Genomic DNA, 17,813 nt, shown 5'->3' on the forward strand with positions numbered 1-17,813 from the left:
CGCCGGCTCAGGCGCGCGCACCCAGGGTCTGGGTCATGCGCCCGCGCAGGCCGGCGTCGTCGTCGGCCTGCGGCGGCGACACCTCGCCCAACGAGAAGCCGCGCGCCCGCGCATCGTCCTCGTCCAGGCCGTCGAAGGCGACGAACTCGGCGTCGAACAGCGCCGCGCGGGCGGTGTCCTCGCTGTCGTAGCTGAGCGTGTTGCCGTCGCTGTCCAGCACCTCGGCGGTGCCGGCGGCGCGCACGCGCAGGCGCGCCCACACCAGCAGGCGGCCGAGGCTGGCCAGGTACCACTGATCGTGGGTGGAAGAATCTGAAGTCATGGGATCACCAGGGAAAGCAGCCAGAGCAGGGCGGCCATGCCCAGGCCGAAGAAGATGGTTAGCAGCGACAGCCAGGCCGGCGTCGCCAGCCCGGACAGCCCGCGGTCGCCGAGCGGGCGGTAGCGCCGCGCCAGCAGCCAGCCCAGCGCCGCCGGCTTGAGGAAGGCGCCCGGCCCGAACGCCGCCACCAGCGGCGGATGGCGGTCGCGGATGTGCACCAGGGTCAGCGGCCAGAAGATCAGGAACGCACTGGCCCCGGCGATCGCCACGCCGACGAAGCACAGCGCGAAGAACAGGATCATGGCGGGCGTTCCCCGGTTCGCCTCAGAACTCGGCGCTGCCCGGCGCGCGCGGGTAGGGGATGGCGTCGCGGATGTTGCTCAGCCCGCACACGTAGACCACCAGGCGCTCGAAGCCCAGGCCGAAGCCGGCGTGCGGCACCGTGCCGTAGCGGCGGAAATCGCGGTACCAGCCGTAGTGCTGCGGGTCCAGGCCGAACTGCAGCATGCGCGCGTCGAGCACGTCCAGGCGCTCCTCGCGCTGGCTGCCGCCGATGATCTCGCCGATGCCGGGGGCCAGCACGTCCATCGCCGCGACGGTCTTGCCGTCGTCGTTCAGGCGCATGTAGAACGCCTTGATGTGCTCGGGGTAGTTGGTCACCACCACCGGGCGGCCGACGTGCTGCTCGGTCAGCCAGCGCTCGTGCTCGGTCTGCAGGTCCAGGCCCCATTCCACCGGGAATTCGAACTTCTGCCCGGACTTCTGCAGCAGGCCGATCGCATCGCCGTACTCGATGCGCTCGAACGGCGAGTTGATGAAGGTCTCCAGCTTGCTGATCGCAGTCTTGTCCACGCGCTCGGCGATGAACGCCAGGTCGTCGGCGCGCTCGTCCAGCACGGCGCGGAACAGGTATTTGAGGAAATCCTCGGCCACCCGCGCGTCCTCGGCCAGGTCGGCGAAGGCGATCTCCGGCTCGATCATCCAGAACTCGGCCAGGTGGCGAGTGGTGTGGCTGTTCTCGGCGCGGAAGGTCGGGCCGAAGGTGTAGACCTTGCTCAGCGCCAGGCAGTAGGCCTCGACGTTGAGCTGGCCGGACACGGTCAGGAAGGTTTCCTTGCCGAAGAAGTCGCGGCCGAAGTCGACCTGGCCCTGCGCGTCGCGCGGCAGGTTGGCCAGGTCCAGGGTGGAGACGCGGAACATCTGCCCGGCGCCTTCGGCGTCGGAGGTGGTGATGATCGGCGTGCTGATCCAGTTGTAGCCGTTCTGGTGGAAATAGCGGTGCACCGCCTGCGCCAGGCAGTTGCGGATGCGCGTCACCGCGCCGAACAGGTTGGTGCGCGGGCGCAGGTGCGCGACCTCGCGCAGGAACTCCGGCGACATCGGCTTGGGCTGGATCGGGTAGGTCAGCGGATCCTCGACCCAGCCGACCACCTCGATCGCGCTGGCCTGGATCTCGTACGACTGGCCCTTGCCCTGCGACTTCACCAGCACGCCCTTGGCGATCAGCGAGCAGCTGCCGGTGAGCCGCTTGACCTCGTCGAAGTTGGGCAGCGCATCGGTCGCCACCACCTGGATCGGGGCGAAGCAGGAGCCGTCGGTCACGTTGATGAAAGCCAGCCCGGCAGATCCGCGCAGCGTGCGCACCCATCCCCGTACCGTGACTTCTCCGCCTTCCGGGATCTTCCCGGCCAGCGCATGTGCAACGCTCACCACCGTCATGACTTGAATCCTCGCCGCAGCGACTCGATATGGAAGGGGCAAGTGTACTGGCTCGAGCGCAGCGCTTGCGAGGCGTGGCGGCGATCGGCCGCCTTCCTCCCTATAATGTCCGTTCGCAGTCGCCGGAGTTCTCCCCATGGCCGTCCATCTCACCCCCGTCGCCCATGCCCGCGTGCAGCGCTTCGTCGCGCAGACGCCGGGTGCGCTGGGACTGCGCTTCGGCGTCGAGCGCACCGGCTGTTCGGGTTGGGGCCACGTCACCGACCTGGCGCGCGAGGCGCGTCCGGACGATGCCGTGTTCGAGCAGGACGGCGTGCGCATCTACGTGGACGCGACCAGCCTGCCGCTGGTGGACGGCACCGAGATCGACTTCGCCAAGCAGGGCCTGGGCGAGACCTTCGTGTTCCGCAATCCCAACGCCACCGCCGAGTGCGGCTGTGGCGAGAGCTTCACCACCGACGCCACGCACGCCACCGTGCCCTGAGCGTCGCCGCGGCGGCCAGGCGGCCTCCTCCGGGAGGGCGCAGGGTGGGGCGGCGCGGTTTTCGCATGCAGCTGCCTCAGTTTCTGCATCACCCCAACGCCTATGCGCTGTGCTTCGCGCAGGAAGCCGGCGTGTGCGACTGTTGTGGCGACGCCCGCGCATGGCGCTACCAGGGGCCGTTCTATTGTGCCGGCGATGGCCCACGGTACCTGTGTCCCTGGTGCATCGCCGACGGCCGCGCCGCGGCGCGCTTCGAGGGCGAGTTCAACGACTGGGCCGGGATCGAGGGCGTCTCGCCCGACCCGGACGACCCGCCGCCGGCCATCGACGCTGCGCTGCTGCGGGAGATCTGCACGCGCACCCCTGGGTATTCGGCGTGGCAGCAGCCGGTGTGGCTGAGCCATTGCGACCGGCCCTGCGCCTTCCTGGGCTACGCCGGCCGCGACGATCTCGCGCCGATCCTGGAGGAGGTCATGCCCGATATCGTCGAGGTCACCTCGCGCGATGCGGACTGGCTGCTGGCCCGCATCTCCCGCGACGGCGCGCTGGTCGGCTGCCTGTTCCGTTGCCTGCAGTGCGGACAGCATCGGCTGCACGTCGATATGGGGTGAGAAGCCGGGACTCGGGGCCCGGGACCGGGAACCCGGGAAAAGCGGTGCGATCTGCCCCAATGCAACGGTGGGTCGGGCATCTCGCCATGAAAAAAGCCGGGTGGCCTTGCTTTTCCGGATCCCGGGCCCCGGGTCCCCGGTCCCGGCGTCACAGCAATCCAGCGCCGTCCACCCGACAGCTTGTCCACGGCGGCCCTTCTGCGCCATAATGTGCGGCTTCCTGCCTTCCCGGCAGGAGTCCTTGCCCCACCGCCGTCGCACCGCGGGGGGCTGTCCGGCCGCAAGGCCACATCCGAAAGGTAAACACCATGAGTCGTCATTACGAAATCGTGTTCCTGGTCCACCCGGACCAGAGCGAGCAGGTCCCGGCCATGATCGAGCGCTACAAGTCGCTGGTCGAGAACGGCAAGGGCACCATCCACCGTCTGGAAGACTGGGGCCGCCGCCAGCTGGCGTACCCGATCCAGAACCTGGTGAAGGCCCACTACGTCATGCTGAACATCGAAGTGGACCAGGCCGTGCTGAGCGAGCTGGTCGAGAGCTTCCGCTTCAACGACGCGGTGCTGCGCCACCTGGTGATCAAGCGCGACGGCGCCGACACCGAGCAGTCGCTGATCATGAAGAGCAAGGACGAGAAGGCCGACAAGCCCGAGCGCGGTGAGCGCCGTCGTCGCGACGACGAAGAGGGCGATGCGCCCGCCGCCGCCACCGAAACCGACGGCGACGCCGCCGAAGCCGCCTAAGGAGCACGCTCATGTCCAAGTTCTTCCGTCGTCGCAAGTTCTGCAAGTTCACCGCCGAGGGCGTCAAGGAGATCGACTACAAGGATCTCAACACCCTGCGCCAGTACCTCACCGAGAACGGCAAGATCGTGCCGAGCCGCGTGACCGGCACCAAGTCCAAGTACCAGCGTCAGCTGGCCACGGCGGTCAAGCGCGCGCGTTTCCTGGCGCTGATCCCGTACACGGACAACCACGACGTCTGATCCGGGTCTCCCGGAGCGACATGGCCCGCACCTGCCGGTGCGGGCACTCAACCGAAGTCTGGCGATTGAAGAGTGCGGTGCCGATCGGGCGCAAATCCCGATTCCCGAATCCCGAATCCCGGCTTCTCCTATTCGGACAGCAAGCGTTGCGGGCGCCTTCGGGCGTGCGCTAACGAATAACGGAGCAAGACCATGCAACTGATTCTTCTGCAGAAAGTGACCAACCTGGGCGGCCTCGGCGACAAGGTCGACGTCAAGCCGGGCTATGGCCGCAACTACCTGGTGCCGCAGGGCAAGGCCGTGCCGGCCACCGCCGCCAACATCGCCGAGTTCGAAGCCAAGCGCGCCGAGTACGAAGCCAAGGCCAAGGCCATCCACGACGACGCCGAAGGCCGCGCCGCCAAGCTGGAAGGCGCCAGCGTGACCGTCAAGGCCAACGCCTCCACCGAAGGCAAGCTGTACGGTTCGGTCGGCCCGCGCGACATCGCCGAGGCCTTCACCGCCGCCGGCCTGCCGCTGGAGAAGGGCGAAGTGGTGCTGGGCGAAGGCGCGTTCCGCAACATCGGCGAGTACGAGGTGCTGGTGCGCCTGCACGCCGACGTGGAAACCACGGTCAAGGTCGTGGTCGAAGCCGACGCCTGATCGCGGCGTCATCGCTGTACCGACACGGGCACCGCAAGGTGCCCGTGTCGTTTTTGCCGGCCTGCGCCGCCATCGGCGGGCCGTGCGGCCCGGACCGGCACGGCCGGCCGGGGCCGCTCGCCTGCATGTGCGATCGCCGTCGCATTGCCGCTGCCCGGCGTGCCCCGCCCCAGCGTCGCGCAGGGGCCGCTATACTCAGCGACTCGCGTCCGATTTCGGCCCAGCGATGTAGCCGCATCAATGGGTTGGAAGCAGGACCTCACCTGGATCTTCACTAGCGGCAGCGCAGCTCGGAATGCCGGCGGCGTCTGCCATGGATTGCCCGCACCATGCGCCTGTCGACCATCAAGCTGTCCGGCTTCAAGTCCTTCGTCGATCCGACCACGCTGCACCTGCCGACCAACATGACCGGCATCGTTGGTCCGAACGGCTGCGGCAAGTCGAACATCATCGACGCGGTGCGCTGGGTGATGGGCGAAAGTTCGGCCAGCCGCCTGCGCGGCGATTCGCTGACCGACGTGATCTTCTCCGGTTCCTCGGCGCGCAAGCCGGTGTCGCAGGCCACGGTGGAGCTGATCTTCGACAACACCGACCACACCATCGCCGGCGAGTACGCCTCCTTCAACGAGATCTCGGTCAAGCGCCAGGTCAGCCGCGACGGCAGCAGCAGCTACTACCTCAACGGCACCAAGTGCCGGCGCCGCGACATCACCGACCTGTTCCTGGGCACCGGCCTGGGCCCGCGCAGCTACTCGATCATCGAGCAGGGCATGATCAGCCAGATCATCGAGGCGCGCCCGGAGGACCTGCGCGTGTACCTGGAGGAGGCCGCCGGCATCTCCAAGTACAAGGAGCGGCGCAAGGAGACCGAGACCCGCATCCGCCACACCCGCGAGAACCTGGAGCGCCTGGGCGACCTGCGCGAGGAAATCGGCAAGCAGCTCGAGCACCTCAAGCGCCAGGCGCGCCAGGCCGAGCAGTACCAGGCGCTGCAGGAAGAACGGCGGATCAAGGACGCGCAGTGGAAGGCGCTGGAATACCGCGGCCTGGACGGGCGCCTGCAGGGCCTGCGCGAGGCCCTGGGCCAGGAAGAGACCCGCCTGCAGCAGCTGATCGCCGAGCAGCGCGATGCCGAAGCGCGCATCGAGACCGGCCGCGTGCGCCGCGAGGAGGCCGCCGAAGCGCTGAGCACCGCGCAGGCCGAGGTCTACAAGGTCGGCAGCACCCTGGCCCGGATCGAGCAGCAGATCCAGCACCAGCGCGACCTGTCGCAGCGCCTGCACAAGGCGCGCGACGAGACGCAACTGGCGCTGGCCGAGCTCGGCCAGCACATCGGCACCGACGAAGCCAAGCTGGCGCTGCTGCGCGAGTCGGTGGACGTGGCCGGCCCGCAGCTGGAGCAGTTGCAGGAAGACAACGAATACAAGCAGGAAGCGCTGCGCGAGGCCGAGGCGCGCCTGGCCGACTGGCAGCAGCGCTGGGAATCGCACCAGCGCAACACCGCCGAAGCCTCGCGCGCCGGCGAAGTGGAGCGCACCCGCGTCGATTACCTGGACCGGCAGTCGCTGGAGGCCGAGCGCCGCCGCGAGGCGCTGCTGGCCGAGCGCGCCGGGCTGGACCTGGACGCGCTGGCCGAGGCCTTCGCGCAACTGGAACTGCAGCACGAGACCCAGCGCGCCGCGCTGGACGGCCTGACCGAGCAGGTCGAGGCGCGCAAGCAGGCGGTGGCGGCGTTGCAGGACCAGCAGCGCACCGCGCAGGCCGAACTGGCCGACGTGCGCAAGCAGGCGCAGGCCGCGCGCGGCCGGCTGTCGTCGCTGGAAACCCTGCAGCAGGCCGCGCTCGGCCAGGAGCAGGGTGCGGCGGTGGCCTGGCTGCAGGCGCACGGGCTGGATTCGGCAGCGCGCGTCGGCGAGCGGCTCAGCGTGGAGAGCGGCTGGGAGAACGCGGTCGAAGGCGCGCTCGGGCAGTTGATCGAAGGCGTGCTGGTGGAGGCGCCGGAAACCCTGGTCGACGCCCTGGGCGAACTCGGCGAAGGCCGCATCGCCCTGGTCAGCGGCGCCGAGGCGGCCGAGAGCTTCGCGCCGACCTCGCTCGCGGCCAAGGTGCAGGGGCCGATCGCGATCCGCCGGCTGCTGGCGCGGCTGCATGCGGCCGAGGACCTGGCCGCCGCGCGCGCCCTGCTGCCGCAGCTGGGCGAGGGCGATTCCATCGTCACCCGCGACGGTGCGCGCCTGGGCCAGGGCTGGCTGCGGGTGTCGCGCTCCGGCGCGGCCAAGCAGGGCGCGCTGCTGCGCGAGCGCGAGATCCAGAGCCTGCGCGGCCAGATCGAGACGCTGCAGGACCGCGAGGCCGACCTCGAGCACCGCCTGGGTGAGCTGCGTGCGCAATTGCTGGCCGGCGAGCAGCAGCGCGAGGACGCGCAGCGCCAGTTGTACCAGGCGCACCGCAGCGCCTCCGAACTGGCCGGGCAGTTGCAGAGCCAGCAGGGCAAGGTCGACGCCGCGCGCACCCGCATCGAGCGCATCGAGCTGGAGGTCGCGCAGTTGCTGGAAACCCTCGACAGCAGCCGCGAGCAGGCGCGCGAGGCGCGCTCCAAGCTGGAGGACGCGGTCACCAGCATGGGCGACCTGGAATCGGTGCGGCACGCGCTGGAAAGCGAGCGCCGCCAGCTCACCGAGGCGCGCGACCTGGCCCGCGACGCCGCGCGGCGGGTACGCGAGGCCGCGCATGCGCTGGCCCTGACCCTGGAATCGCAGCGCACCCAGATCGCCTCGCTGAGCCAGGCGCTGGAGCGCATGGGCAACCAGCGCGGCCAGTTGGACGCGCGCCTGGGCGAACTCAGCGCGCAGTTGAACGAGGGCGATTCGCCGGTGCTGGCGCTGGAGGCCGAGCACCAGGCCGCGCTCAGCGAGCGCGTTCGCACCGACCGCGTGCTCGGCGAGGCGCGCGCGCTGCTGGACGGCATCGACAACGAACTGCGCGCGCTGGAGCAGACCCGCCAGCAGCGCGACGAACAGGCGCTGGCGCAGCGCGAGCGCATCGCCCAGCGCCGGCTCGACCAGCAGGCGCTGGTGCTCAGCGCCGAGCAGTTGTCGGCGGCGGTGGTCAAGGCCGGCTTCGTGCTCGAGGACGTCATCAACGGCCTGCCCGAACACGCCGACCCGGCCGAGTGGGAGCAGGCGGTGCAGCAGATCGACGCGCGCATGCGCCGGCTGGAGCCGGTCAACCTGGCGGCGATCAGCGAGTACGGCGAGGCCGCGCAGCGCGCCGAATACCTGGAGGCGCAGGACGTCGACCTGAACACCGCGCTGGAGACCCTGGAAGACGCCATCCGCAAGATCGACCGCGAGACCCGCGGCCGCTTCAAGGACACCTTCGACCGGGTCAACTCCGGCGTGCAGGCGCTGTATCCGCGCCTGTTCGGCGGCGGCCATGCCTACCTGGAGCTGACCGGCGAGGACCTGCTGGACACCGGCGTGGCGATCATGGCGCGGCCCCCGGGCAAGCGCGTGTCCAGCATCTCGCTGCTGTCCGGTGGCGAGAAGGCGATGACCGCGGTGGCGCTGGTGTTTGCGATCTTCCAGCTCAACCCGGCGCCGTTCTGCCTGCTCGACGAGGTCGACGCGCCGCTGGACGAGGCCAACGTCGGCCGCCTGGCGGCGATGGTCAAGGAAATGAGCGAGAAAGTGCAGTTCCTGTTCGTCAGCCACAACAAGGCGACGATGGAGGCGGCGCACCAGCTCAGCGGCGTCACCATGCGCGAACCGGGCGTCAGCCGCCTGGTCAGCGTGGACCTGGAGGAGGCCGCGCGTTTGGCGGGCGCGGCCTGACGTGACATGCTAAAGGACGTGCTATGCGTGGCGGCGATGTTCCCGTGTTGGCGAACCTCGTGCGCACCAGGCCGCTATTTTCCCCCTGTGTACCCTTGCCGGAGTAACCCCTGAATGTCCGACATGGCAATGCTACGCATCGGCATCCTCGCCGCCGGCTTGCTGTTGATTGCGGCGATCTTCCTGTTCGGCCGCCCCAAGAAACCGAGCCAGGGCCGGCGCGTGGAGCCGGCCGATCCGGCCGCGCCGCGCCGCGAACCCTCGCTGGGCGAGGCGGCCGCTGGCGATGACGCGCTGGCCGCGCCCGGCGCGGATGGCGAGGCGCACCAGCCCGAGCTGGGCCTGCCCGCTGCGGAGGCGCCCGGTGCCGACCTCGGCAAGCGGCCGAGCCAGGATTTCGACAAGATCGTCTCGCTGTACGTCGCCGCCCGCGCCGGGCAGGTGCTGCGCGGCGAGGACATCGTGGTGGCCGCGGAGAAGACCGGCCTGACCTTCGGTCACATGAACGTGTTCCACCGCCTGGTGGAGGGGCATCCCGAGCGCGGCCCGATCTTCAGCATGGCCAGCATCATGAAGCCGGGCAGCTTCGACATGGCGCACATCCGCGAGATGGAGACCCCGGCGATCGCCTTCTTCCTGACCCTGCCGGCGCCGCTGACCGCGCTCGACGCCTGGGAAAAGATGCTGCCGACCGTGCAGCGCATGGGCGAACTGCTCGACGGCGTGGTCCTGGACGACAGCCGCAACGCCCTGGGCCGCCAGCGCATCGCCCACATCCGCGACGACCTGCGCGCCTACGACCGGCAGCACCAGGCGCCGCCGTTGACGAAAGCCCCACGCTGGTAGCGTGGGGCTGGGAATGGGGAAACGGGAATGAGGAATTGTAGAAGCGATTCCCTGTCGCTGATGCCACGCGTGCTTTTCCCTTCTCCCGCCGGGACCATGGCCCCCTCTTCGGGGGAAGGCGCCCCCGAAGAGGGGGCGGATGAGGGTACGACTGCCGCCGATGCCAGAACCCCTGGTTTTTGCTCTGGCGAATCTCGAATCCCGAATCCCGGCCGTTAAGCCAACCCCGAATCCCGACTTCCCACTCCTGGCGCGCTGGCGCCAGCACTGGCGAATCGTGAGGCGGGAACAACAAGGCCAGGGCAAGCCCAGCCACGCCTCAGCTGCACGGCAACCGGCTTCGACGATTCCCGATTCTCCATTCCCAATTCCCGGCCCCAAGCTACTTGCGCGCCTTAGCAAACGCATCCCGAAACCGCAGCATCTCCGCTTCGCTGCCGACGGTGACGCGGACCAGCTTCGGCCAGATCGGCCAGCTGCGGCCGACGATGACGCCTTGCTCGGCCATCGCCGCGGCGAAGGCGGCGCCGTCGCGCTTGACGTCGACCATGAAGCAGTTGGCCTGCGACGGCAGGCACTTGTAGCCTTTGCTCTGCAGCCAGGCGATGGTGTCGTTGCGGATGCGCGCGTTCTCGGCGCGGCGGGTCGGCACCAGTTGCGGGTCCTGCAGGCTGGCGATGCCGGCGGCGAGGGCGGGCACCGACACCGGATTCTGGCCGAACGCGGCGAGCTTGGTCTGCAGCCCCGGCGCGGCCACCGCCAGGCCCAGGCGCAGGCCGGCCATGCCGTACAGCTTGGAGAAGGTGCGCAGCACCAGCAGGTCCTGGCGCTGGCCGATCAGGTCGATCACCGACGGCTCCTCGCTGTAGTGCAGGTAGGCCTCGTCGACCAGCAGCACGCTGGAGGCGGGCTTGTTGGCCAGCAGCCATTCGATGTCGGCGCGCTTGGTCACCGAGCCGGTGGGATTGTTCGGATTGCACAGGTAGATCAGGCCGGCGTTCGGGTCGGCGCTGGCCATGGCCTTGACGTCGTGGGCGCCGTCGGCGCGCAGCGGCACCCGCCGCACCGGCGCGCCATGGGCGGCGGCGACATCGGCCACCGCCTCGAAGGTCGGATCGGCCACCACCACGCCGGCGCGCGGCGTGGTGAAGGCGCGCGCCGCGCGGGCCAGCGGCTCGCTGGAGCCGGGATAGACGGCCACGTGGTCGGCCGGCAGGTGCTGCTGGCCGACGAAGGCGGCGATCAATGCGTCCGACAGTTCGAACAGATAGCGGCCGCTGCGCGGCAGGATCGCTTGTGCCGCCGCCAGCGCCGCGGGCGAGGGACCCAGCGGGCATTCGTTGAAGTTCAGGTACACCGTGCCGGCCGCCGGCGCCACGCCGGGCGTGGCGGCCGTGGCGGCGGCCGCCTTACGCCGCGCCGCCTCCGCGACGGGCGCCAGGCCGACGGCGCCGAGCGCCAGGCCGGAGGTGGCCAGGGAGAGGAAGGAACGGCGTGAGACCGGTAGCGACACGGGGCTCTCCAGAGCGGGCGGGGAGGTAACGTTAACGGGGTGTTAATGGCGGGGCAAGGGAGCGAGGGGCGAGCAGTGGGGATTTGGGATGGCTTGAGGGCTGGGATTGGGGATTGGGGATTGGGGATTGGGGATGGCAAAAGCGTGCACTGACACCGATGGCGCAGCGCACTCCCTTCTCCCACCGAGAGAAAGTGCCCCCGCAGGGGCGGATGAGGGTGCGGGCGAAGCCTCTTATCGCCAGATCGGTGTGAGCGCTGCGCGTCCCGTACCCTCACCCCAGCCCCTCTCCCGGTGGGAGAGGGGCTTCGGCCTTTCCCTTCTCCCCTCGGGAGAAGGTGCCCCGCAGGGGCGGATGAGGGTGCGGGCGAAGCCTCGTATCGCCAGATCGGTGTGAGCGCTGCACGCCCCGCACCCTCACCCCAACCCCTCTCCCGATAGGAGAGGGGCTTTGGCCTTTCCCTTCTCCCCTCGGGAGAATGTGCCCCGAAGGGACGGATGAGGGTCCGGGCGAAGCCTCGCATCGCCAGATCGGTGCGAGCGCTGCACGCCCCGTACCCTCACCCCAACCCCTCTCCCGGTGGGAGAGGGGCTTCGGCCTTTCCCTTCTCCCCTCGGGAGAAGGTGCCCCGAAGGGACGGATGAGGGTACGACCGCCGCCGACGCCAGAAGTCCGAGCTTCGGCTCTTGCGAATCCCCAATCCCCAATCCCCAATCCCGGCCGTTAAGCCAATCCCCCATCCCGACTCCCCAATCCCTGCCTTCCAGCTACTATCGCCCCCCTCTCCGTTACCCGCTTTTCCGCTGCGCATGACCGCAACTCCCGATCCCCAGCAGCGCGCCGCCGACCTGCGCCAGCGCATCGACGACGCCAACCACCGCTATTACGTGCTCGACGATGCGTCGATCCCCGATGCCGAGTACGACGCGCTGATGCGCGAGCTGGAGGCGCTGGAAGCCACGCATCCTGAACTGGCCAGTGCGGACTCGCCGACGCGCCGGGTCGGCGCGCGGCCGGATGGTGGCTTCCCGGAAGTGCGCCACGCGATCCCGATGCTGTCGCTGGCCAATGCCTTCGAAACGCCGGGCGTGGCCGAGGAGGCCGACGACCGCACGCGCTTTGCCGAGGTCGCCGATTTCGAGCGCCGCATCGAGCGCGAACTCGACCTGGCCGCGCCGGTGTTCTCGGTCGAGCCGAAGCTGGACGGCTTGGCGATCAGCCTGCGCTACGAGGACGGCGTGTTCGTGCAGGGCGCCACCCGCGGCGACGGCAGCACCGGCGAGGACGTCACCGCCAATCTGCGCCAGGTGCGCTCGGTGCCGCTGAAGCTGCGCGATCTCGGCGCGGCGCCGCCGGCGGTGCTGGAGGTGCGTGGCGAGATCTACATGCCGCGCGCCGCCTTCGCCGCCTGGAATGCGCAGGCGCTGGAGCGCAACGAGAAGCTGCTGGCCAACCCGCGCAACGGCGCCGCCGGCTCGCTGCGCCAGCTCGATCCGGCGGTGACGCGGCGCCGGCCGCTGGCGTTCTTCGCCTACTCGGTGGGCGAGGTGCGCGGCCTGGAACTGCCCGAAACCCACTCGCAGACGCTGCAACTGCTGCGCGACTACGGCTTCCCGGTCGCGCCCGAGGCCGACACCGCCACCGGCTTCGACGGCCTGATCGCCTATTTCCGCCGCATCGGCGCCGCGCGCGACCGCCTGCCGTACGACATCGACGGCGTGGTCTACAAGCTCGACGACTACGACCAGCAACAGGCGATGGGCTTCGTCTCGCGCGCGCCGCGCTGGGCGCTGGCGCACAAGTTCCCGGCGCAGGAACAGTCCACCGTGCTGCGCGCGATCGAGGTGCAGATCGGTCGCACCGGCGCGGTCACCCCGGTGGCGCGGCTGGAGCCGGTGCAGGTCGCCGGCGTTACCGTCACCAACGCCACCTTGCACAACGCCGACCAGATCGCGCGGCTGGATGCGCGCGAGGGCGATACGGTGATCGTGCGCCGCGCCGGCGACGTGATCCCGGAAGTGGTGCGGGTGATCGAGGAACGGCGCCCCCCCGGCACCGTGCCGTGGACGATGCCGGCGGCCTGTCCGGTATGTGGCTCGGAACTGGTCAAGGAAGAGGACGCGGTGGCCTGGCGCTGCAGCGGCGGCCTGGCCTGCGCCGCGCAGCGCAAGGAGGCCTTGCGCCACTTCGCCTCGCGCCGCGCGCTGGACATCGAAGGCCTGGGCGAACGCCAGGCCGACGCCCTGGTCGAATTCGGCTTCGTGCAGTCGCTGGCCGACCTGTACGCGTTGAGCGTGGAAGACCTGGTGCGGATGAAGACCGCGCTGGACGCGGCCACCGCCGCCGACCTGCTGCAGGCGCTGGAGGACAGCAAGGGCGCGCTGGTGCTGGACGCGGCCGGCCGCGCCGCGCTGGAGGACGACGCCGCGCCGTGGCGGCGCGCCGAGTTCCTGCGCGCGCACCTGGCGGTGGACCTGGGCGGCAAGCTGGCGAGCAAGTGGGCCGAGAACCTGGTCGCCGGCATCGACGCCAGCCGCGCCACGACCCTGCCGCGCTTCCTGTTCGCGCTGGGCATCCCGCACCTGGGCGAAACCACGGCCAAGGCGCTGGCCTACTGGCTGGGCTCGCTGGCGTTCGTGCGCAGCACCCCGGCGGTGCTGCTGCAGGCGCTGCCGGACATCGGCGGCGAGGTGGCGCGTTCGATCGCCACGTTCTTCGAGCAGCCCGGCAACGCCGCGGTGGTCGATGCGCTGATCGCCGCCGGCATCCGCTTCGCCGACGAGGGCGCGCCGCCGGCGGAATTGCGCGAGCGGCTGGACCTGGCGCATCTGCTCGGCACGCTGCCGGTGGACAAGCTCGGCGGCAAGAGCGCGCAGCGCCTGGCGGCCACCTACGGCACGCTGGACGCGCTGCTGCGCGCCAACGAAAGCGGCTGGACCGGGGCGGGCCTGTCCACCGCCGGTGCCGCCAACCTGGCGGCGTACCTGGCCGATCCGGCGCAGAAGCAGGCCTTGCTCGACGCCGAGGCGGCGATGCGGCGCCTGCTCGATGCCGCACCGGCGCAGACCCGGCGCCACGCCGGTCCGCTCGACGGGCAGACCGTGGTGCTGACCGGCACGCTGTCGGCGCTGACCCGCGACGAGGCCAAGGCGCGACTGGAGGCGCTGGGCGCCAAGGTCGCCGGCAGCGTGTCGAAGAAGACTGCGTTCGTGGTCGCCGGCGAGGCCGCCGGCTCCAAGCTCGACAAGGCGCAGGAACTGGGCGTGGCGGTGTGGGACGAAGCGCAGTTGCTGGCGTTCCTGCAGGCGCAGGAGCAGGCCGGATGAGCGCGCTTGCCGCGACGCCCGAGGCACTGCGCTGGCGCACCGCCGGCGTGTCCGACCAGCCGGCCTTGCTGGCGATGCTGCAGGCCTTCTATGCAGAGGACGGGATCGCCTTCGATGCAGCGCGGGTGGGGCGCGGCCTGCAGGCGCTGCTGACCCAGCCGGCGCTGGGCGAGGCGCTGCTGTGGCTGGCGCCGGATGGCGCGGTGGTCGGCTACGCGCTGATCACCGCCTGCTTCAGCGTCGAACTCGGCGGGCGCTATCTGCTGCTCGACGAGCTGTACCTGGGCCCGGCCGCGCGCGGCCGTGGCTGGGGCCGGCAGGCGGTGGCGCTGGTCGAGGCGCGCGCCCGCGCGCTGGGCGCGGACGTGCTGCGGATGGAGGTCAACCACCACAACGCCGCCGCCAAGCGCCTGTACCTGGGGCTGGGCTACCGCGACGACGCGCGCGACCAACTGAGCCGCCGGCTCGAGACGGCGCCGTGATGGACCTGCTGTCCGCCCTGCAACTGCGCGCGCGGCTCAATGCCGCCATCCGCGCCTTCTTCGCCGCGCGCGGCGTGCTGGAAGTGGAGACGCCGATGCTGTCGGCGGCCGGCAACACCGAGCCGAACATCGACAGCTTCCAGACCCGTTTCAGCGGTCATGTCGATGCCGGCCCGGCGCTGCGCTGGCTGCGCACCTCGCCGGAGTATCCGCTGAAGCGGCTGCTCGCCGCCGGCATCGGCGACTGCTACGAATTGGGGCGGGTGTTCCGCAACGGCGAGGCCGGCGGCCGCCACAATCCCGAGTTCACCATGCTCGAGTGGTACCGCGTCGGCTGGGACCATCGGCAGCTGATCGAGGAGACGGTGGAGCTGGTGCGCACCGCGCTGGCCCTGGTCGGACGCAGCGCCACGTTGCAGGTGCTCAGCTACCGCGAGCTGTTCCTGCAGGGGCTGGAGCTGGATCCGTTCGTCGCGCCGCTGGACGCGCTGCAGCAGCCGTTGCGCGATATCCGCATCGACGCCGACGGCCTCGGCCGCGACGACTGGCTGGACCTGCTGATGACCCACCGCCTGCAGCCGGCGTTCCCGGCCGACCGCCTCACCGTGGTCCACGACTGGCCGGCCAGCCAGTGCGCGCTGGCGCGGATCCGCGACGGCGACCCGCCGGTGGCCGAGCGCTTCGAGCTGTACCTGGGCGGCTACGAACTGGCCAACGGCTACCACGAGCTCAACGATGCCGCCGAGCAGCGCCGGCGCTTCCTGCGCGACCATGCGCTGCGCCAGGCGCGCGGCGCGGTGCTGCCGCCGTTGGACGAACGCCTGCTGCAGGCGTTGCCGGCGCTACCCGATTGCGCCGGCGTGGCGGTCGGCGTGGACCGGCTGTTGATGGCGATGCGCGGCACCACGCAGATCGGCGACGTGCTCGCCTACGATTTCGCGCATGCCTGAACCGCTGGTCAGGAAGCGCCGCGGCGCGTTGTTGCGTTGTCCACATCGATGATGGTTTGATCGGACTCGGCATGCGCACACCGCGGGCCGGCAGGTCTTCGTTGTTCAGGTTCTAGGCATAGGGGCAGAGCCAAGCATGAAGTGGGCGTACGGGCTCGGTGGCTGGTGTTGGCTGGGATTGGCGGCAAGCCTGTGGCCGACGCCGTCGCCAGCGCAGGACGCCGATGCGTACGACAACGCGGTGGTGCGCTGCGAGTCGCGCGACATGACCTGGGTGCATTGCCCGATGCCGACCGCGCAGGGCGTGCAACTGGTGCGGCAACTGTCCGACAACGACTGCATCCGCGGCAGCGAGTGGGGCTCGGACGCCACCGGCGTGTGGGTGACCCTGGGCTGTCGCGCCGAATTCCGCCCCAATCCGGGGGAGACGCCGCGCAGCGCGATGCGCCGCGTGCTGCGCTGCGAGTCCGATGGCCGCCTCGAGAGCTGCCCGGTGATGCTGCGCGGGGCGCCGGTGCGGCTGATGCGCCAGCTGTCGTCGGTGCCGTGCCGCGAGGAGCGCAGCTGGGGCGTGCGCCGCAACGAGATCTGGGTCGCGCGCGGCTGCCGCGGCGAATTCGAGATCGGCGCCGCCGACGGGTCCGGGTTTCCCGCCGGAACCCGTCCGGTGCTGTGCGAATCCAAGGGCAAGGCGCGGCGCCGCTGCGGCGTCAGTGTCCAGGAGCGTGTGGAACTGCGCCGGCAGTTGTCGGGCGCGCCCTGCGTGCAGGACGACAGCTGGGGCTGGGACCGCGACGGCATCTGGGTCGACAAGGGCTGCCGCGCCGAGTTCGGCGTCAACTGAGCGCGCGGCGCGGCGCTGCAACGCCGCACCCCGTCCGCAATCGGCAATCGGCGGCGTTTACAATGGGCCGATGAACGCCGCCCTCGATATCGATTACGCCCGCTACGACCATATCCGCCCGATCCTGTGGACCGGCGATGCGCTGGAACTGCTCGACCAGCGCAAGCTGCCGTTCGCGGTGGAGCACGTGCGCTGCACCGACAGCGACCAGGTCGCCGCGGCGATCCACGCCCTGGCCGTGCGTGGCGCGCCGGCGATCGGCATCGCCGCCGGCTGGGGCACCGTGCTGGCCGCGCGCGAGGTGCAGGCCGAGCACGGCGCCGAGGCGCTGCTCAAGCTGGAGCCGGCCTTGCAGCGGCTCAACGCCGCGCGCCCGACCGCGGTCAACCTGGCCTGGGCGCTGGCGCGCATGCGCAGCGCACTGGGCACGGCCGGCAGCGACTGGCGCTCGGTGCTGGAGCGCGAGGCGCAGGCGATCGCCGAAGAGGATCTGGCCGCCAACCGGCACATGGGCGCGCTCGGCGCCGGCCTGATCGCGCCGGGCAGCGGCGTGCTGACCCATTGCAACACCGGCTCGCTGGCCACCGCCGGCTTCGGCACCGCGCTGGGCGTGATCCGTGCCGGCGTCGCCCAGCAGCGCATCGCCAAGGTGTTCGCCGGCGAGACCCGGCCCTGGCTGCAGGGCGCGCGGCTGACCGTGTGGGAGCTGCAGCAGGACGGCATCGACGCCACTCTGATCGCCGATTCGGCGGCCTCGCACCTGATGAAGACCGGGGCGGTGCAGTGGGTGATCGTCGGCGCCGACCGCATCTGCGCCAATGGCGACACCGCCAACAAGATCGGCACCTACCAGCTGGCGATCGCCGCGCGCCACCATGGCGTCCGGTTCATGGTGGTGGCGCCGTCGTCCACCGTGGACATGGACACCGCCGACGGCGCGCAGATCGAGATCGAGCAGCGCGATCCGGGCGAACTGTTCGGCGTCGGCGGCGCGCGCACCGTGGCCGACGGCATCGCCGCCTGGAACCCGGTGTTCGACGTGACCCCGGCCGACCTGATCGACGCCATCGTTACCGAGCGCGGGGTCATCGAGCGCCCGGACCCGGCGCGCATGCGCGCCGCCTTCGGCGGCTGAGCCGGGGTAACGCGACGGCGCCCGCCGGGCGCCGCCGATGGCGCGCAAGTGCTTGTTCGCGCCGGCAAAACCGGGCAATCGGGCGCCCGTCATGATAGAATCCGGCGGTTCGATCGACCG

General features: G+C 70.6%; 16 protein-coding genes. 12 read left to right on the forward strand and 4 right to left on the reverse strand.

All coding sequences use genetic code 11. The annotated features are described in order from the left end of the window. Positions 1 to 7 precede the first annotated feature (7 nt). From NKJ47_RS10030 to asnS, 3 genes are read right to left on the reverse strand one after another with little or no spacing between them, the layout of a single operon-like run. Entirely contained in the window at positions 8 to 322 is a 315-nt protein-coding gene (locus NKJ47_RS10030) for a hypothetical protein (RefSeq protein ID WP_254457791.1), read from the reverse strand. Continuing rightward, positions 319 to 624, reverse strand: coding sequence for a hypothetical protein (locus tag NKJ47_RS10035; RefSeq protein ID WP_160948275.1), 306 nt, complete (start codon positions 622 to 624; stop codon positions 319 to 321). Before NKJ47_RS10035 ends, NKJ47_RS10030 begins: the two co-directional genes overlap by 4 nt. A gap of 22 nt (positions 625 to 646) precedes the next feature. Then, complete coding sequence (gene asnS / locus NKJ47_RS10040) at positions 647 to 2,041, reverse strand: asparagine--tRNA ligase (RefSeq protein WP_254457792.1); 1,395 nt, start codon at positions 2,039 to 2,041, stop codon at positions 647 to 649. Positions 2,042 to 2,177: 136 nt separating this feature from the next. Between asnS and NKJ47_RS10045 the strand changes: the two genes are divergently transcribed. From NKJ47_RS10045 to zipA, 7 genes are all read left to right on the forward strand, one after another. After that, positions 2,178 to 2,525 carry a HesB/IscA family protein gene (locus tag NKJ47_RS10045; protein WP_254457793.1) on the forward strand — a complete coding sequence of 116 codons (348 nt, stop codon included), beginning with the start codon at positions 2,178 to 2,180 and terminating at the stop codon, positions 2,523 to 2,525. A 65-nt stretch (positions 2,526 to 2,590) separates the two neighbouring features. After that, a complete protein-coding gene (locus tag NKJ47_RS10050; RefSeq protein WP_254457794.1) occupies positions 2,591 to 3,136 on the forward strand; it encodes a CbrC family protein in 546 nt (181 codons plus the stop codon). Positions 3,137 to 3,444: 308 nt separating this feature from the next. Next, on the forward strand, positions 3,445 to 3,879 hold the full coding sequence (gene rpsF / locus NKJ47_RS10055; RefSeq protein WP_010342529.1) for a 30S ribosomal protein S6: 435 nt from the start codon (positions 3,445 to 3,447) through the stop codon (positions 3,877 to 3,879). Between the two features lie 11 nt (positions 3,880 to 3,890). Continuing rightward, positions 3,891 to 4,121 carry a 30S ribosomal protein S18 gene (gene rpsR, locus NKJ47_RS10060; RefSeq protein ID WP_002804494.1) on the forward strand — a complete coding sequence of 77 codons (231 nt, stop codon included), beginning with the start codon at positions 3,891 to 3,893 and terminating at the stop codon, positions 4,119 to 4,121. Positions 4,122 to 4,313: 192 nt separating this feature from the next. Next, positions 4,314 to 4,763, forward strand: a complete 450-nt coding sequence (gene rplI / locus NKJ47_RS10065) for a 50S ribosomal protein L9 (protein ID WP_254457795.1) — start codon at positions 4,314 to 4,316, stop codon at positions 4,761 to 4,763. Between the two features lie 329 nt (positions 4,764 to 5,092). After that, entirely contained in the window at positions 5,093 to 8,596 is a 3,504-nt protein-coding gene (gene smc, locus NKJ47_RS10070; protein WP_254457796.1) for a chromosome segregation protein SMC, read from the forward strand. A gap of 114 nt (positions 8,597 to 8,710) precedes the next feature. After that, a complete protein-coding gene (gene zipA, locus NKJ47_RS10075) occupies positions 8,711 to 9,442 on the forward strand; it encodes a cell division protein ZipA (protein ID WP_254457797.1) in 732 nt (243 codons plus the stop codon). 382 nt (positions 9,443 to 9,824) lie between these two features. Here the strand turns inward: zipA and NKJ47_RS10080 are convergent, their stop codons facing one another. Further along, positions 9,825 to 10,955, reverse strand: a complete 1,131-nt coding sequence (locus NKJ47_RS10080) for a pyridoxal phosphate-dependent aminotransferase (protein WP_254457798.1) — start codon at positions 10,953 to 10,955, stop codon at positions 9,825 to 9,827. Positions 10,956 to 11,765: 810 nt separating this feature from the next. Between NKJ47_RS10080 and ligA the strand changes: the two genes are divergently transcribed. The 5 genes from ligA to mtnA all read left to right on the forward strand — a co-directional run bounded on the left by ligA (position 11,766) and on the right by mtnA (position 17,693). Further along, complete coding sequence (gene ligA, locus NKJ47_RS10085) at positions 11,766 to 14,282, forward strand: NAD-dependent DNA ligase LigA (RefSeq protein WP_254457799.1); 2,517 nt, start codon at positions 11,766 to 11,768, stop codon at positions 14,280 to 14,282. Continuing rightward, positions 14,279 to 14,764, forward strand: coding sequence for a GNAT family N-acetyltransferase (locus NKJ47_RS10090; protein WP_254457800.1), 486 nt, complete (start codon positions 14,279 to 14,281; stop codon positions 14,762 to 14,764). The genes ligA and NKJ47_RS10090 overlap by 4 nt, the downstream gene beginning before the upstream one ends. Continuing rightward, entirely contained in the window at positions 14,764 to 15,714 is a 951-nt protein-coding gene (epmA, locus tag NKJ47_RS10095; RefSeq protein WP_254457801.1) for an EF-P lysine aminoacylase EpmA, read from the forward strand. The genes NKJ47_RS10090 and epmA overlap by 1 nt, the downstream gene beginning before the upstream one ends. A gap of 136 nt (positions 15,715 to 15,850) precedes the next feature. Beyond that, entirely contained in the window at positions 15,851 to 16,558 is a 708-nt protein-coding gene (locus tag NKJ47_RS10100) for a DUF3011 domain-containing protein (protein ID WP_254457802.1), read from the forward strand. A 70-nt stretch (positions 16,559 to 16,628) separates the two neighbouring features. After that, entirely contained in the window at positions 16,629 to 17,693 is a 1,065-nt protein-coding gene (gene mtnA, locus NKJ47_RS10105) for an S-methyl-5-thioribose-1-phosphate isomerase (protein ID WP_254457803.1), read from the forward strand. The last annotated feature ends 120 nt before the right edge of the window (positions 17,694 to 17,813 follow it).

Source organism: Xanthomonas sacchari (assembly GCF_024266585.1).
Classification (GTDB): Bacteria; Pseudomonadota; Gammaproteobacteria; order Xanthomonadales; family Xanthomonadaceae; genus Xanthomonas_A; species Xanthomonas_A sacchari_C.

What these genes read in the sequence shown, in the direction of transcription:
- NKJ47_RS10050 (WP_254457794.1), top strand. Translation starts at nt 2,591, where the DNA reads ATGCAGCTGCCTCAGTTTCTGCATCACCCCAACGCCTATGCGCTGTGC.
- ligA (WP_254457799.1), top strand. Translation starts at nt 11,766, where the DNA reads ATGACCGCAACTCCCGATCCCCAGCAGCGCGCCGCCGACCTGCGCCAG.
- NKJ47_RS10045 (WP_254457793.1), top strand. Translation starts at nt 2,178, where the DNA reads ATGGCCGTCCATCTCACCCCCGTCGCCCATGCCCGCGTGCAGCGCTTC.
- NKJ47_RS10035 (WP_160948275.1), bottom strand. Translation starts at nt 624, where the DNA reads ATGATCCTGTTCTTCGCGCTGTGCTTCGTCGGCGTGGCGATCGCCGGG.
- asnS (WP_254457792.1), bottom strand. Translation starts at nt 2,041, where the DNA reads ATGACGGTGGTGAGCGTTGCACATGCGCTGGCCGGGAAGATCCCGGAA.
- rpsR (WP_002804494.1), top strand. Translation starts at nt 3,891, where the DNA reads ATGTCCAAGTTCTTCCGTCGTCGCAAGTTCTGCAAGTTCACCGCCGAG.
- NKJ47_RS10100 (WP_254457802.1), top strand. Translation starts at nt 15,851, where the DNA reads ATGAAGTGGGCGTACGGGCTCGGTGGCTGGTGTTGGCTGGGATTGGCG.
- NKJ47_RS10030 (WP_254457791.1), bottom strand. Translation starts at nt 322, where the DNA reads ATGACTTCAGATTCTTCCACCCACGATCAGTGGTACCTGGCCAGCCTC.
- epmA (WP_254457801.1), top strand. Translation starts at nt 14,764, where the DNA reads ATGGACCTGCTGTCCGCCCTGCAACTGCGCGCGCGGCTCAATGCCGCC.
- smc (WP_254457796.1), top strand. Translation starts at nt 5,093, where the DNA reads ATGCGCCTGTCGACCATCAAGCTGTCCGGCTTCAAGTCCTTCGTCGAT.
- rplI (WP_254457795.1), top strand. Translation starts at nt 4,314, where the DNA reads ATGCAACTGATTCTTCTGCAGAAAGTGACCAACCTGGGCGGCCTCGGC.
- zipA (WP_254457797.1), top strand. Translation starts at nt 8,711, where the DNA reads ATGTCCGACATGGCAATGCTACGCATCGGCATCCTCGCCGCCGGCTTG.
- mtnA (WP_254457803.1), top strand. Translation starts at nt 16,629, where the DNA reads ATGAACGCCGCCCTCGATATCGATTACGCCCGCTACGACCATATCCGC.
- rpsF (WP_010342529.1), top strand. Translation starts at nt 3,445, where the DNA reads ATGAGTCGTCATTACGAAATCGTGTTCCTGGTCCACCCGGACCAGAGC.
- NKJ47_RS10090 (WP_254457800.1), top strand. Translation starts at nt 14,279, where the DNA reads ATGAGCGCGCTTGCCGCGACGCCCGAGGCACTGCGCTGGCGCACCGCC.